The 14,089-nt window shown below is 30.7% G+C and carries 18 protein-coding genes; 8 read left to right on the forward strand and 10 right to left on the reverse strand.

Annotated features, from left to right (window positions below):
* Nucleotides 1-24 precede the first annotated feature (24 nt).
* Nucleotides 25-198: a zinc-domain-containing protein gene (locus C5F47_RS00415; protein WP_179360949.1), complete on the forward strand. Its 174-nt coding sequence runs from the start codon at nucleotides 25-27 to the stop codon at nucleotides 196-198.
* On the opposite strand, the gene C5F47_RS09700 is transcribed toward C5F47_RS00415, so the two are convergent.
* Nucleotides 199-321 (reverse strand): hypothetical protein, encoded by a 123-nt coding sequence (locus tag C5F47_RS09700; RefSeq protein ID WP_281361083.1) that lies wholly within the window; start codon nucleotides 319-321, stop codon nucleotides 199-201. It lies immediately after the preceding gene.
* A gap of 74 nt (nucleotides 322-395) precedes the next feature.
* Between C5F47_RS09700 and C5F47_RS00420 the strand changes: the two genes are divergently transcribed.
* From C5F47_RS00420 to C5F47_RS00440, 5 genes are all read left to right on the forward strand, one after another.
* Nucleotides 396-797 (forward strand): S6e family ribosomal protein, encoded by a 402-nt coding sequence (locus C5F47_RS00420; protein WP_179360950.1) that lies wholly within the window; start codon nucleotides 396-398, stop codon nucleotides 795-797.
* Nucleotides 798-828: 31 nt separating this feature from the next.
* A complete protein-coding gene (locus C5F47_RS00425) occupies nucleotides 829-2,091 on the forward strand; it encodes a translation initiation factor IF-2 subunit gamma (RefSeq protein ID WP_179360951.1) in 1,263 nt (420 codons plus the stop codon).
* Nucleotides 2,084-2,452: a type II toxin-antitoxin system VapC family toxin gene (locus C5F47_RS00430; protein WP_179360953.1), complete on the forward strand. Its 369-nt coding sequence runs from the start codon at nucleotides 2,084-2,086 to the stop codon at nucleotides 2,450-2,452. The genes C5F47_RS00425 and C5F47_RS00430 overlap by 8 nt, the downstream gene beginning before the upstream one ends.
* A gap of 34 nt (nucleotides 2,453-2,486) precedes the next feature.
* Entirely contained in the window at nucleotides 2,487-2,939 is a 453-nt protein-coding gene (locus C5F47_RS00435) for a YbhB/YbcL family Raf kinase inhibitor-like protein (RefSeq protein WP_179360955.1), read from the forward strand.
* Nucleotides 2,940-3,002: 63 nt separating this feature from the next.
* Nucleotides 3,003-5,135 (forward strand): STT3 domain-containing protein, encoded by a 2,133-nt coding sequence (locus C5F47_RS00440; protein WP_179360956.1) that lies wholly within the window; start codon nucleotides 3,003-3,005, stop codon nucleotides 5,133-5,135.
* Here C5F47_RS00440 and C5F47_RS00445 read toward each other — a convergent pair.
* From C5F47_RS00445 to cobO, 3 genes are read right to left on the reverse strand one after another with little or no spacing between them, the layout of a single operon-like run.
* Nucleotides 5,132-5,287 (reverse strand): RNA-protein complex protein Nop10, encoded by a 156-nt coding sequence (locus tag C5F47_RS00445; protein ID WP_179360958.1) that lies wholly within the window; start codon nucleotides 5,285-5,287, stop codon nucleotides 5,132-5,134. The two genes, C5F47_RS00440 and C5F47_RS00445, sit on opposite strands and share 4 nt — an antisense overlap.
* Before the next feature lies 1 nt (nucleotide 5,288).
* Nucleotides 5,289-6,086, reverse strand: a complete 798-nt coding sequence (locus C5F47_RS00450; protein WP_179360959.1) for a translation initiation factor IF-2 subunit alpha — start codon at nucleotides 6,084-6,086, stop codon at nucleotides 5,289-5,291.
* Between the two features lie 41 nt (nucleotides 6,087-6,127).
* Nucleotides 6,128-6,661 (reverse strand): cob(I)yrinic acid a,c-diamide adenosyltransferase, encoded by a 534-nt coding sequence (gene cobO / locus C5F47_RS00455; RefSeq protein ID WP_179360961.1) that lies wholly within the window; start codon nucleotides 6,659-6,661, stop codon nucleotides 6,128-6,130.
* A gap of 86 nt (nucleotides 6,662-6,747) precedes the next feature.
* On the opposite strand from cobO, the gene C5F47_RS00460 reads away from it, so the two are divergent.
* Nucleotides 6,748-8,103, forward strand: coding sequence for a cobyrinic acid a,c-diamide synthase CobB (locus tag C5F47_RS00460; RefSeq protein WP_179360963.1), 1,356 nt, complete (start codon nucleotides 6,748-6,750; stop codon nucleotides 8,101-8,103).
* On the opposite strand, the gene C5F47_RS00465 is transcribed toward C5F47_RS00460, so the two are convergent.
* The 4 genes from C5F47_RS00465 to C5F47_RS00480 are packed head-to-tail and all read right to left on the reverse strand — an operon-like array spanning nucleotide 8,092 to nucleotide 11,659.
* Nucleotides 8,092-8,733 (reverse strand): precorrin-8X methylmutase, encoded by a 642-nt coding sequence (locus tag C5F47_RS00465; protein WP_179360965.1) that lies wholly within the window; start codon nucleotides 8,731-8,733, stop codon nucleotides 8,092-8,094. The two genes, C5F47_RS00460 and C5F47_RS00465, sit on opposite strands and share 12 nt — an antisense overlap.
* Entirely contained in the window at nucleotides 8,723-9,475 is a 753-nt protein-coding gene (locus C5F47_RS00470; RefSeq protein WP_179360966.1) for a sirohydrochlorin chelatase, read from the reverse strand. The genes C5F47_RS00465 and C5F47_RS00470 overlap by 11 nt, the downstream gene beginning before the upstream one ends.
* Nucleotides 9,472-10,524 (reverse strand): cobalt-precorrin 5A hydrolase, encoded by a 1,053-nt coding sequence (locus C5F47_RS00475; RefSeq protein WP_179360968.1) that lies wholly within the window; start codon nucleotides 10,522-10,524, stop codon nucleotides 9,472-9,474. The genes C5F47_RS00470 and C5F47_RS00475 overlap by 4 nt, the downstream gene beginning before the upstream one ends.
* Before the next feature lie 31 nt (nucleotides 10,525-10,555).
* Entirely contained in the window at nucleotides 10,556-11,659 is a 1,104-nt protein-coding gene (locus C5F47_RS00480; protein WP_179360970.1) for a cobalt-precorrin-5B (C(1))-methyltransferase, read from the reverse strand.
* 79 nt (nucleotides 11,660-11,738) lie between these two features.
* Here C5F47_RS00480 and C5F47_RS00485 point away from each other — a divergent pair, with 79 nt between their 5' ends.
* Complete coding sequence (locus C5F47_RS00485; RefSeq protein WP_179360971.1) at nucleotides 11,739-12,590, forward strand: SDR family oxidoreductase; 852 nt, start codon at nucleotides 11,739-11,741, stop codon at nucleotides 12,588-12,590.
* Here the strand turns inward: C5F47_RS00485 and metK are convergent.
* Both metK and C5F47_RS00495 read right to left on the reverse strand, forming a co-directional pair.
* Complete coding sequence (metK, locus tag C5F47_RS00490; protein ID WP_179360973.1) at nucleotides 12,585-13,751, reverse strand: methionine adenosyltransferase; 1,167 nt, start codon at nucleotides 13,749-13,751, stop codon at nucleotides 12,585-12,587. The genes C5F47_RS00485 and metK overlap by 6 nt on opposite strands.
* 18 nt (nucleotides 13,752-13,769) lie before the next feature.
* Nucleotides 13,770-14,015: a U6 snRNA-associated Sm-like protein LSm6 gene (locus tag C5F47_RS00495; RefSeq protein WP_014964213.1), complete on the reverse strand. Its 246-nt coding sequence runs from the start codon at nucleotides 14,013-14,015 to the stop codon at nucleotides 13,770-13,772.
* Nucleotides 14,016-14,089: the final 74 nt, after the last annotated feature.

Raw genomic sequence — 14,089 nt, forward strand, 5'->3', positions numbered from 1 at the left:
ATATCTTAATTGACAATTCAAAATATGGATGCAAGATGTCCTGAATGTGAGAAAGTTGCAATATTAGATGATGATGTAACAAATGTAAAATGTCCTCATTGTAATTTTGAAGCAGATTATGAAACTTATCTTGAAATCATGAAAGATCAGGCAATCAATATGTCGTCTGAATATATTCCAGACAGACCTGGAATTTAATTACCAATAACTTCCTTTATCTGAGCAATCTAAATGAGCTCCACAGTTTGGGCAAAACATATGACAAGCTTGCATGTCAACCATTTTTTTATCACATCTTGGACATCTGATCTCTTCTACCATGCCTATCTCAATTAATCTTAATTTAAAAATAATGTCCAAAGGTTAATTAGTCGTTCAACTTTTTTTTGGAATAATTGGCAAACTTCAAACTTACCATCTCTGACATTAAAGGAAAATCTATTTCAAAAGAACTCAAAGATAGTGATGCTAATCCTTTGTTAGGATTACAGCTAGGGAATGAAACTGATGCATCAATTGTTGGATTAACTGGAAAATTAAAACTTATGGGAGGAAGTGACAAATCTGGCGTTCCTATGAGAAATGATGTTCATGGTGCAGCAAGAAAAAAAGTTTTGCTTTCTAAAGGAGTTGGATTACAAGATGCAGAAGCTGGACAAAGAAAAAGAAAGTTAATGCGAGGAAATACTGTATCCGAAGAAATCTATCAAGTAAATTGTAAATTTGATGGAGAATTACCAGTAGAAGCTCCTGCTGAAGATGCAGCAGAAGAAAAAACTGAAGATAAAAAAGAATAACTTAACATATACCGATTTAACTTTTTGACTCATGCATTGGAGAGAAACTCTTCCTGATTGGTACATTAAAAAATATGGCTATCAACCATGTGTTAACATTGGAACTGCAGGTCATGTTGATCATGGAAAAACTACTCTTATTCAGGCCTTAACTGGTTCTTGGACTAGTGTACATAGTCAAGAACTAAAACGTGGAATCACAATTCGTGTTGGTTATTCTGATGCTGCTTTTTACAAGTGCAAAAAATGTGAAGAACCATTAGGATATTCTACAACTCCAAAGTGTAATAATTGTGGAAAAGAAAGTGAATTATCTAGAGTTGTTAGTTTTGTAGATAGTCCTGGACACGAAAGTCTTATGGCAAATATGCTTTCAGGTTCTGCTTTAATGGATGGGGCTTTACTATTAGTAGCAGCAAATGAGAAAGTACCCAAACCACAAACTAAAGAACACCTTTTAGCTCTTCAAACTCTTGGAATTCAACAAATAGTCGTTGTTCAAAATAAAGTCGATTTACTTTCTTACAAAGAAGCTTTAGTAAATTACCAAGAAATTACAAAATTTGTTAAAGGAAGTCATGGTGCAAAAGCTCCAATTATTCCAATATCTGCACAATCTGGATTAAACATTGACGCGTTAATTGGAGCAATCGAATCATCAATCAAAACACCTGAAAGAGATGAAAAAGCAGATACAGTAATGCATGTTTTACGTTCTTTTGATGTAAACAAACCTGGAATAAAATTAAAAGATATCAAAGGTGGTGTAATTGGAGGAAGTTTAACTCAAGGAGTTTTTAATGTTGGTGATGAAATTGAGATTAAACCAGGAATTTTGAATGAAAAGAAAAAGACTTACGAACCACTTCTAACTGAAATTACTTCATTAGGAACTGCGGCAGGTATTGTTGAATCTGTAAAACCTGGCGGTCTAGTTGCTATTGGAACAAAGTTAGATCCTGCTATGACTAGAAGTGATTCTTTTATTGGTTCAGTAATTGGAAAACCTGGTACACTACCTGAAAATTCTACTTTACTAAAATTAGAAGTAAATTTGTTTGATTCTGCTGTAGGTGTTACTGAAGATATCAAAGTTCTACCAATAAAATCTGGTGAATTACTTCGACTAAACATTGGTACTGCTCCTATATTAGGCAAGGTTACTAAAGTAAAATCAAAGAATATAGAAATTGAATTAAGGAGACCAGCATGCATCTTTGAAGGTGGCAACGTAGCAATTAGTAGAAGAATTGCTGAAAGATGGAGATTGATTGGTGCAGGAATAGTTGGTTGACGTAATCTGTGACACAAATTTTTTAATCCATTTAGCCACAAATAGAATCAAAAATTTAGATAAATTGGATGTAGAAATAGGTCAAATCACTTTTGTTGTTCCTGAAGTTGTAAAAAATGAATTATTAGAATTAGAAAAAAAACCTGAAAAAAAACAAGACATTGAATCAACTTTAAATTATATAAAAAATTGGAAAAAAATTCCAATTTTTGGTTCTTTTGCAGATAAAGAAATACTTGATTATGTTAAAGATAACCGAGTAATTGTAGCAACAATGGATAAAGAGCTAAAAAAATTGATTAAAAATAATGGAAGCTCAATAATGTCTTTTTCAAATAACAAAATAGTTTTAGAATCTTAGAAATATTTAACTTTAAGATGTTCTATTAAATGATATGACTTTTTATCTAGAAAGTAAAGCATTTGAAAATGGTGGAACTATTCCAAAAAAATATGGATATAAACATGGAAACATTAGTCCTCATCTAAAAATTAATAATATTCCTAATAATACAGTCTCACTTGCATTGATAATGGATGATCCTGATGCAATGGGTGCAGTAGGAAAAATATGGGTTCATTGGGTTGTGTGGAATATTGATCCTACAAATTCTGAATTTATTGAAAATTCTATTCCACAAAATTGTATAGAAGGACAAACAGATTTTGGTGAGAATGGATATGGTGGACCTGCCCCTCCTGATAAAGAACATACGTATTTTTTCAAGTTATATGCATTAGATCAAAAATTAGATATTAAGAATGGTTCAACTAAACAAGAAATTGAATCTGCAATGGAAAATCATATTATTGAAGAAACAATTCTTAAAGGAAAATATGCTCCATAATTGTAATTTTTTTAATATATTTTATACAAAGAGTAATAAGCAAAGTTTTTAGAAAAATATCAATTGTTAGCAAATACTAAACTTATTTCAATAGGTAATTTTGATTTAAAATTAAACCATCTTCTAATTATTGGAATTTTATCTTTATCCTTCACAATTTCATTTCTTCTTCGTGCTCAACCTGCTGAATATGGATTTGAATTAAATGAATTTGATCCATTTTTCAATTATCGAGCTACTCAGTATATTGTTGATAATGGAATAACTGAGTATTTTGAATGGAATGATGGACTTAGCTGGTATCCTCATGGTAGAGACGTATCAGCTACTTCTCAAGTTATTCTTCATATGACTGGGGCTCTAACGTATACTATTTTTGGAGGAGGATCAGATCTATATGATTTTACTATCTTATTCCCTGTTATTTTTTCATCTTTATCTGCAATTGTAATATTTGCATTAGTTAGAGTAATTGGCGGTACTACTGCAGGACTTTTCTCAGCGCTTCTTTTCTCAGTTTCTATTCCAATTTTAATTCGTAGTCCTATTGGATGGTTCAAATCTGAACCATTGGGGTTATTTTTTAGTCTTTTAGCAGTATATCTTCTATTAAGTGGAATAAACTCTTCAAATAAAAAAATTGCAATTTTAAAATTAATTGGTGCTGGAATTTTTACTACTTTTTCAATTTCAGCATGGGGAGGAAATCAATTTTTTATCATTCCAATTGGCATTTTCTTTATTGCTTTACCTTTTTTGAGAGCAGATCATAAATTCATCATTTGGGCTATTCCAATCTATACAATTTCCACTATTTTAGTTTCATTGGGTTTTGAACGAGTTAGCTCTGGATTTATTTTTGGTTTAGGTGGAATCTCATTAATCATTCCTACATTCTTTTTGGTTTCTTGTATACTTATTCAAAATAGAAGTTCTAAACATAAAATTCGAAATGGATTATTATTTCTACTTGGAATTTTAATTATATCGTCTAGTTTACTAATACTAAATTCTGAATTTTTACCTCTACCAAGTCATAGATATCTTAATGCTTTAAATCCATTTTTGACAACTACAGATCCATTAGTTGATTCAGTATCAGAACATGCTACTACTACTATAGCACAATCCTTTTTGTTCCATTCTGTTTTGATGATTTTTTCAGGAATAGGCATTTGGTTATTATTCAAAAATATCCAAATACAAAATTCGAATTTCATTAAAAATGACATGTTGGCATTTTCATTAATTTTAGGAGTCGTAGGGGTTTATGTAAGCGCTACATTTGTTAGACTTGAAGTATTTGCTTCAGTTTCAATCATCCTCTTATCTTCTTTGGGTTTAACCATGTTAACTAAAGAAATATTCAAAAATAAACCAAAATCAAAAAAACCTATAGGAAAATTTATTCAATTACCCTTTACTGCAGGAATTATTATTCTACTACTCGTTCCTATGATATATCCAGTGGGTTCTGAACCTCATTCAATTACAAATCTCCCACCTACAATTATGAATGGTGGAGCTGGATATCAAATTTCTACAAATGATTGGTTAGATACATTGAGTTGGATCAAAAACAATACTCCACAGGATTCTGTTTTTGCTTCATGGTGGGATTATGGATATTGGATTTCAACAATGGGAGAAAGAGCATCATTATCAGATAATTCTACAGTAAATACAAAGATAATTCAAAATATTGCTGAAATGTTATTGAGTGATCCTGACACTGCTTGGAATACTCTTAACGACATGCAGGCAGACTATGTTTTGATATTTGTAGCTGGAGAAAAATTGAATCTCAACACACCTACTTCATTTTACACTCTAAATGGTGGTGGTGATGAATCAAAAAAAGTCTGGTTTATGAAAATTGCAGGACATGACACTTCAAAATACTTACATCCTGATGGAACTAGTGGAACAGAATATTTTTGGAATGAAACTTTACTTGGAAAAATGATGCCTTTTTCTATTGTTGGCTATGTTAATCCTAATGATTTGAATCAACAATCTTTAACATTTAGACCTGGAATGATGGGAATTTATGAAAAAGACATCAAATATCCTTCTGATGGTGATGGACCATTAAAATTAGTATATGCATCATCTGGATTTACAGAAGAAAAATCTGGACCTATGCTTGGTGTTTTTGTTTATGAGGTAAACAAAGATTACAAATCTACATCTTAGGAATATCTTTCAGCTAATCTATATCTCATATATTTATCATCAGGTGAAAACTTTGCTGGATGAACAGAAACTGTTTCTTCACTGCATTTAGGACATTTTTCTTTTAAAGTATAATGATGGCACTTGGTACATTTCCTGAGTAAAAATCTCATTTTAATTCTCTCTTGTTTTCTTTGAATCTTCTCTTGTAAAACTAAATGTTCCTTTTTTCTTTTGAATATTAGTTTGAATTTCTTCAACAATAGGTTTTAGTAATTTTTCAGCTGATTTGAAATCCTCTGAAGTAATTGAAAGTCTGTATTTTGGTGCTCCAAGATAAGTAATATCAACAGTAGAATCTTTTTTGATAATATCTAGCAAAGTTTTTTTAATAATTTCAACCCCATCGGATTTATTACTTGTAATTTCCATAATTCCTCTAATTTCTACAGAAGGAAGTTTAATTTTTGAGCATATGTCTTCAATAACAGTAGATGTTTTTTTTGCGATTTTCAAGTCTTTTACAGATTCAATTCCATTTCTACCAATGGAGATGAATGCATCATAAACAGAATCAAATTTTGAATAAATACTATCTTCCAATTTTTCAATTTCCTCATCTGTTAATTTTGCTTTTTCTTGAACATTTTGAAGTAGAGTTTTTCCTTTTTCAAATTTCTTAACTTCTTTTAGCTTTTGCTTTTTTTGATCTTTTGATACCTGTTTTAATGAAAGATCTATATCTCCACGTTGAGCATTTACTTTTTTTACAAGAAGTACTTTTTTCTCCCCGTCTTTAACAAATCTATTAACTGATCTAATCCAACCTGGAGCAATTTCTGAAATATGCAAAAATCCTTGAATATCATCATATTCATCTAGAGTAACATATGCTCCATGATCCATTACTTTGGTAACTGTTGCAAGAACGATTTCACCCTGTTCAGGCATTTCTTGGATTTCAGTAGACATTTCTTCTAAAACCCTATTATGCGTAAATTAATGTTTGCTGGTTAGAAATCAATTCCTTCTTTTGCTTTGATTCCTTGTTGAAATGGATGTTTTATCTCTCTCATTTCTGTAACTAGATCTGCAATTTCAATAACTTCATCTTTAGCATAATTACCTGTTAGTACCAAATCAACCCCTTTTGGTTTAGATTTGATCATTTTTACAACATCATTAACTGAAATTAAATTAAGATTTACGGCATAGTTTATCTCATCTAAAATAACAATATCATAGTTTCCTGATTGAATTTTTTCATTACTTATCCTAATTGCTTCTTTAGCTACTTGTTCATGATCTTCTTTTGGACTTTTATCATCAATTATTCCAACAAATCCTTTTCCTACTGCAACCATTTCAAATTCAGGTTCAAGTCTCTTTGATGAATCCATTTCACCATAATGCCATGATCCTTTGATAAATTGAATCATACAAGTTTTCTTTTCATATCCTGTTGCACGTAATGCAATCCCTAACGCTGCTGTTGTTTTTCCTTTACCCTTTCCAGTATAAACAATGGTTAAACCGTCTTTTTCCATAAATCACATCTAATGAGTCTCACTAAAAACATTGAGGATTTTCAGAAATCTATCAATTTAAATAAAAAATGGTTCTAGTCATGCAATTGAGAATTCCTAGAATTGTTATTGCAGGTGCTACTAGTGGAGTAGGAAAAACATCAATTACTTGCTCTATAATTTATGGTTTACAAAAAAAGGGTTTTACTGTTCAACCATTTAAAGTTGGACCGGATTATATCGATCCTGGTTATCTATCAAGTATTTCAAAACATGAAACTTTCAACTTGGATGCATGGTTGATGGGTGAGAAACAACTTTTGAATAGTTTTCTTTTAAATTCAAAATCTAGTATTTCTGTTATAGAGGGTGTCATGGGATATTATGACGGATTTGGTGGTGATTCAAACTATGCTAGCACTCATCATGTGGCTTCATTAACCAAGTCTAATGTGATACTAGTTCTTGACGCAAGTAAAACTTCACGTTCCATTGCCGCAACTGCTCTAGGATTTTTAAAATTTCATAGAAATTCTCGTATATCTGGAATAATTCTTAACAAAATAGGCAGTAAAAAACATGAACTTCTATGTAGAAGTGCACTAGAAAAAAACAAAATTCCGATTATTGGTATTATTCCAAAAGATCCTTTATTGAATATGCCTTCAAGGCATCTTGGATTAATTTCAACATTAGAAAACAAAGTTCTTAAGAAACAAATTAAAAAAATCTCTAAAATAATTTCAGAAAATCTCGATATAAATCAAATTATAAAAATTGCAAAAAATTCTTCTGATCTTCCTAAACAAACGAAACCCAAATACAAGAAAACAAAAACAACTATTGCTGTTGCACTTGATACTTCATTTAATTTCTATTATCAAGATAATTTAGAAGCATTACGCCGTGAAGGTGCAAAATTAAAATTCTTTAGTCCTGTTAAAGATAAAAAAATTCCTAAATGTGATGGTCTATACATTGGTGGTGGTTTTCCTGAAGTTTTAGGTAATTCCCTTGAAAAAAACCAAATTATGAAAAAATCAATAAAAAAATTGTCTGAAGATAATCTTCCTATTTATGCTGAGTGTGGGGGATTGATGTATTTGACAAAATCTATTTTATCTGAAAACAAAAAATACAAAATGATTGGACTATTTGATGCTGAAACAAAAATGACAAATAAAATGAGACTGAATTATACTAAAGGTAAGATTATTTCAAAAAATACTATTGCAGAAAAATTACATAATTTTCAAGGACATGAATTTCACTACTCTCATTTAGATTCTGTTTCATCTGATTCAAAATTTGCTTATGCTTTAGAAATAGGTGAGGGGATTAAGACACATCAAGATGGACTAATTCAAGATAATACTATGGCCTCATATGGTCATCTGTATTTTGATAGTTCAAATTATGCAGAAATTTTTGTTAAAAATTGTATAAAATCTTCAAAGAGATGATTCTGCTCTAATTAGTTTGAAAATTGCATTAATTGTAGCAGATACTGAAGAACTTCCTCCTTTACGACCAAGATTTGTGATAAATGGGGTCTCTTCCAATCTTGCTAATTCTTCTTTTGATTCAGCAGCACAGATGAATCCAACTGGAATTCCAATAATTAAGGCAGGTTTTACGATACCTTCTTTGACCATTTGGATTACTTCTTGTAATGCAGTAGGTGCATTACCAATAGCCACAACACCTCCATCAATATCTGAAATTGCTGCTCTCATAGATACTTGTGAGCGTGTTTTTCCTTCTTTTTTTGCTAATTCCATGATTTCAGGTTTTGAAATATTACAAATTACATCATTCCCAAAATCTTTTGGATTTTGTTTGTTCATTCCTCCAATCACTCCGTTAACATCAACAACGATACTACAGCCATTTTTCAAAGCCTTCATTCCACTTTCAATTGCATCTTTATGAAAAATTAACTTGTTCTTATCTGCAAAATCAAAATCTGCAGTTGAATGGATAATTCTTCTAACTATTGGCCATTCTTTTTCATTAAATTCATGTGAACCAATCTCATCTTCAATCATTTGCATGCTTGCATCCTCAATTGATTGACCTTTCTTAGTTTGCATCTTCTACCTCTTTTGCTCTCTCTAATATCAAATCTATCATTTTCTGATCTGTTCCTATATGTTTTGTAATGCATGCTTTTTCTATAGATGATTTTTCAAGTGCTGGTATCAAATCATTGTTAATATCAGTTTTAACATGTGCACCCTCATGAAGAAAATAAAAAACAATTACCAATACTTTGGGATTGTCTTTTTCACATTTCTTAATCCCTTCAAAAATATCAGGTTGTTCTATTTCTAGCCAACATCTACTAACATTTCTGTATGAATCTGTTAATTCATTTACAATGTAATCTAATGATCTTTGTGCATTAGGATCTTTACTACCGTGTCCAATAATCATTACATCTACTTCATTATTTGAAAGTGTAATTTTATTTTCTTCTAGTGTTGTAGATATTCTATTTTCAACAACATCTACCAAAGTTTTATGCATACTCATTTGTTTTGTAACAACAAATTTTACTTTGGTATCTTTTTGATACTTCATTACTTCACTAACTGCAATTTTCACTTTTTTACCTGGATACAAAAAATATGGAACTATAGTAAGAGAATCAATATCTTGTTTTAGAGATTTAGGAATACCATCTTCGATATATGGTGGTTCTACCTCTAGAAAACAAAAATCAGTAAAAACATAGTCACCTTTTGCCTTAATTCCTTTACAAATCACATCTAATTCTTCAGATGCTTCTCTTTCTCTACTTCCTCTATCAATCAACAATAATCCTCGTTTCAATTCATAATCCTCGCTATAGCTATAGTCAAATTTGGTGGGAATTTCTGCTTTTCTACTATTAATTGACCTTCAGATACTTTGATAGCAGCAGCTTCTGAAACACTTGCAGTTCCTTCAAAGGCTTTTACAGTTTCAGAAGGATTTGGAGCTGAAATTTCTGCCAAATCTTCTCTATTTACATACTCTACTGGTATTCTCATTTCTTTTCCAAGATCAATTAGTCCTTGTACGTCCTCTGGTTTTTTTATTGATACTAGTTTTGCAATTGATTTTGAACTTAGTTTAAATTTCTCCAAACAAAATTCAATTCCCTCTCTAATGGTTTCTTTTGTAGTATCCCAATGCAGTCCAATTCCAATGACCAAGCTAGGAGGACGATATATTACGGATTCATTAATTATTTCATCCTCAATTAATTTATCAGAAATTATAAGATTAGCTTTGGAATTTGATTTTTTTAAATCATCCATTTTTTCATAAATTATAACGTTTTTTGGTAATTTTTTATACCAATTTCTATTCCCTGCTTCTTGAAATACTCCTATTGGTTCTTCATTTACCATATGTGCACTAATTTTTGTTACAGTAGAATCATCATCTATTTTCCAATTAAATTCCCTTCCGACTAGGTCTACTGCAATTGTTTTGTTTACATCAGCTGCTGTGGTAATTACAGATAAAGCTCCTAGTTTTTCTGCAATCTCTTCAGTAAGCTCATTTGCTCCTCCTATATGTCCAGATAAAACACTGATTACAAAATTTGTTTTATCATCTATCACAATTACTGCAGGATCTGTTTTTTTATCTTTCAGATATGGAGCAATTAATCTAATTACTGCACCTAATGAAAAAATACAGATTAACGCATTATTATTTTTAAAAAGTTCAACAATTTTTTCTGTTGTAGGCTCAGAATACCAGGTAATTCCTGTTACTTCAGTTGTTAATTTTGATGGAGCAAATACACTCCAATCTGGAAATAGTTTTTTTAGATTTTCTCCAATTTTTACACCATTTTTAGTAATAGCAAGAACTGACGTTTTTTCCATAATCAAAATCTTTTAACTTTAATAAAATACCTTACTCTTGGGATTTCCTAGCTAAAATATTTCCTTCAAAATCAAATAATACCACATCAATTGGAACTTTTTCTTCAGAATGTTTTCTCATATGCTTATACGTCTCACTGCAAATCAAGTCAAAAAATCCCACAATCTTATTTTTTTGAATAATTTCTGAAACATGTCTAGCTGTATTTGCTTTTTTAATTTCTTGAATTACACCTTCATTAGCATTACATTTTTGCGCTAATTCCGCTAGAAAACTCATATCTACTTTAGATCCTTTAACATGAGTTTGTTTAACACCTGCTGCCATTTTTGCTAACTTTCCAATGAAACCAACAACATATGCTCTTTTGATATTTTTTCTACCACATTGTTGAATTGCATATCCTGAAAAATCACCTATTTGTACAAAACAATGTTCTGGCAAATCCACTAGTTTCTTTGCAAAATCTTCACTTCTTCCACCCGTTGTCAATACTACTGTATCATTACCAGCTGCAATTGCTACATCCAAATTTTGTCTAATTGATGCTGCATACGCTGCAGTAGAAAATGGAATAACAATTCCACTAGTTCCCAAAATTGAAATCCCATTTATAATCCCTAATCTTGGATTATCTGTTTTAGGTCCTAACTCTTTTCCTTTAGGAACTGAAATAACTACTCTGATTCCTTTTTTTAAAAGAATTTCTTCGCCAATTTCTCTTAAATTTTCACTAATCATTTTTTTAGGAACTGGATTGATTGCAGGCTTGTTAATTTCCAAACCTAATCCTGGTTTGGTTACTATACCTACTCCCTCACCCCCATCAATTTCAATTTCATTTATTTTTTCAATAAATGATAATTCTACAATAATTTCTGCTCCGTGAGTAACATCAGGATCATCTCCTCCATTTTTGATAACAGAACATTTTGCTCTATCAGATCCAAACTCACATGAGTAAATTGGAATTGAAACATAGGATCTTTTTGGTAGTAAAATATCCACATCCTCGATTTTTTTTTGATTAATAATTGATAATAGTGCAGCTTTTGATGCAGCCGTCGCAGAACTTCCTGTAGTATAACCAGTCTTTAATTTTGTCTTTTCTTCTTCCACGATATTGGTATTCATTTTGTAGTATTAACTCTTATTTCATATTTTTTGAAAATTCTTCAAATAGATTTAAAATTAAAATAAACTTGGTTCTATTATGGTTAAATCTTTGAAGGTTGTTGTTACAGGAGCTAGTGGTTTTATTGCAAAAAACCTTCGAAAATATTTATCAGAAAAAAATATTGAATTAGTCTCAATATCTAGAAAAGATTTTAAGAATTTTAATTCTGAAACTAAAATCATCTCAAAGAATTACAAAGAAAATAATTTATTTAAAAAAATTCAAAATTCAGATGCACTAATTCATCTTGTTGGAATTGGGAAACAATCTGTAAATACTGATTATGATATGATAAATACTGATTTAACAAGACATATTGTAAATCTAAGTAAAAAAGCTAATATTAAAAAAATTATTTTTCTAAGTGGTTTAGGCGTATCTGCAAATACCTCGTTAGGATACTTTATTTCAAAATATAATGCAGAAAAACAAATTATAGATTCAGGTTTAGATTATACAATTTTTAGGCCTTCTTACATTGTTGGAAAAGATGATTTATTATCAAAAAATCTGAAAAAACAAATTAAATCGGGAGAAATTATAATTCCAGGATCTGGAACTTACTCAATTCAGCCAATTCATATCTCTGATGTTGTCAAAGTTCTTTTTGAATCTGTCTCTGAATTGAGATTTAATAATAAAATCTTTGATCTTGTTGGTCCTGATTATATTACATATGAAAATTATGTTAAACTCTTTTCTAAAGGAACTAAAACTAGAATCAAAAAAATTAATCTTGAAGAAGCATATCATAATGCAATAGTGAATTCAAAATCTAGTTTTGGAATTGATGATCTCAATATTCTAATTGGAAATTTTAAAGGAAACCACAAAAAATTATCTCAAATATCTAAAATAAATTTTCAATCTGTATTGAGTTTTCTATAATCCGGCAGATTGTTTTAATATTTCAGATTTGTTTGTTTTTTCCCATGAAAATTCTGGTTCATTTCGTCCAAAATGACCATAGGCTGCAGTTTTTTTGTAAATAGGTCTCTTCAAATCTAGTTGTGAAATAATTCCTGATGGTTTCATATCGAAATTCTTTCTGACTAACTCTTCAATTTGATTTTCAGGAATTTTGTTTGTTCCAAATGTATTGACATATAGTGATACAGGTTCTGCAACTCCAATTGCATAAGCAAGTTGAACTTCACATCTGTCTGCTAATCCTGCTGCAACTAGATTTTTTGCTATATATCTACACATGTAACATGCAGATCTGTCAACTTTTGATGGATCTTTTCCTGAAAAAGCTCCACCACCATGTCTTCCAAATCCACCATAACTATCAACAATAATTTTTCTTCCAGTTAATCCTGCATCTCCATGTGGTCCACCAATCACAAATTTACCTGTAGGGTTAATGTGAATTTTAATATCATCATTCCAAAGATTTCCTAATACTGGTTTGATTACTTTGTCTATAATTTCTCTTGAAATTTCTTCTTGAGAAATGTTTGGTGCATGTTGTGTTGATATTACAACTGTCTCAATTTTTGTAGGTTTGTTATCTTCATATCTTACAGAAACTTGTGATTTGCCGTCTGGTCTAACCCATGGCAAAGATTGATCTCTTCTTACTTGTGATAATTTTTGAATTAGTTTATGTGCCAATAAAATTGGCATTGGCATCAATTCTTCAGTTTCATTTGATGCATATCCAAACATCAAACCTTGATCACCTGCACCTTGCTCCTTTCCTTCAGCGGCAGTTACTCCTTGACTAATATCTGGACTTTGTGAATGAAGCTTCAAATCAACTTTACATGTGTCTCCATCAAACATCAAATCTTTGTTATCGTATCCTATTTCTCTGATAGTTTTTCTAACTAATTCTTCTTGAGCCTTTTGATCAAAAACTGCTTTTGATGTAACTTCTCCTGATACTACAACATAATCTGTAGTAACCATTGTTTCAACTGCAACTCTGGAATCTGGATCCTGTTTAAGATATTCATCTAAGAATGCATCAGAAATATTATCACATATTTTGTCTGGATGACCTTCTGTTACTGATTCAGAAGTAAAGAGAAAATTATTGGTCATAAAACCACATCACTGTAACTAGAGTTCGTTTTCTAGTTTGATAAATAATACATTATTGCCTCTTACGATTACCCTGCCATAATTTGCAATGGTTTTACCGTCATGAAGCTCTTCAGCATCAGTCATAATCAAATTCATGTAAGAATCTACATTGTCCATTTTTCCTTTGTACTCTACTTCGTTCTTCAGTCTTACAGTAACTTTCTTCTTTGTACTTTTTTGAAGGGTTGTTAGAGGTCTTTTTGCACTATTTGATTGGGACACTAATTGTTCACTTGTTTTGCAACTTTAGTCTCTAGCATAAAAGCCTTACCTCCTTTGTGAATATTGAAATTCCT

Origin of the sequence: Nitrosopumilus cobalaminigenes, assembly GCF_013407145.1 — an archaeon.
Taxonomy (GTDB): domain Archaea; phylum Thermoproteota; class Nitrososphaeria; order Nitrososphaerales; family Nitrosopumilaceae; genus Nitrosopumilus; species Nitrosopumilus cobalaminigenes.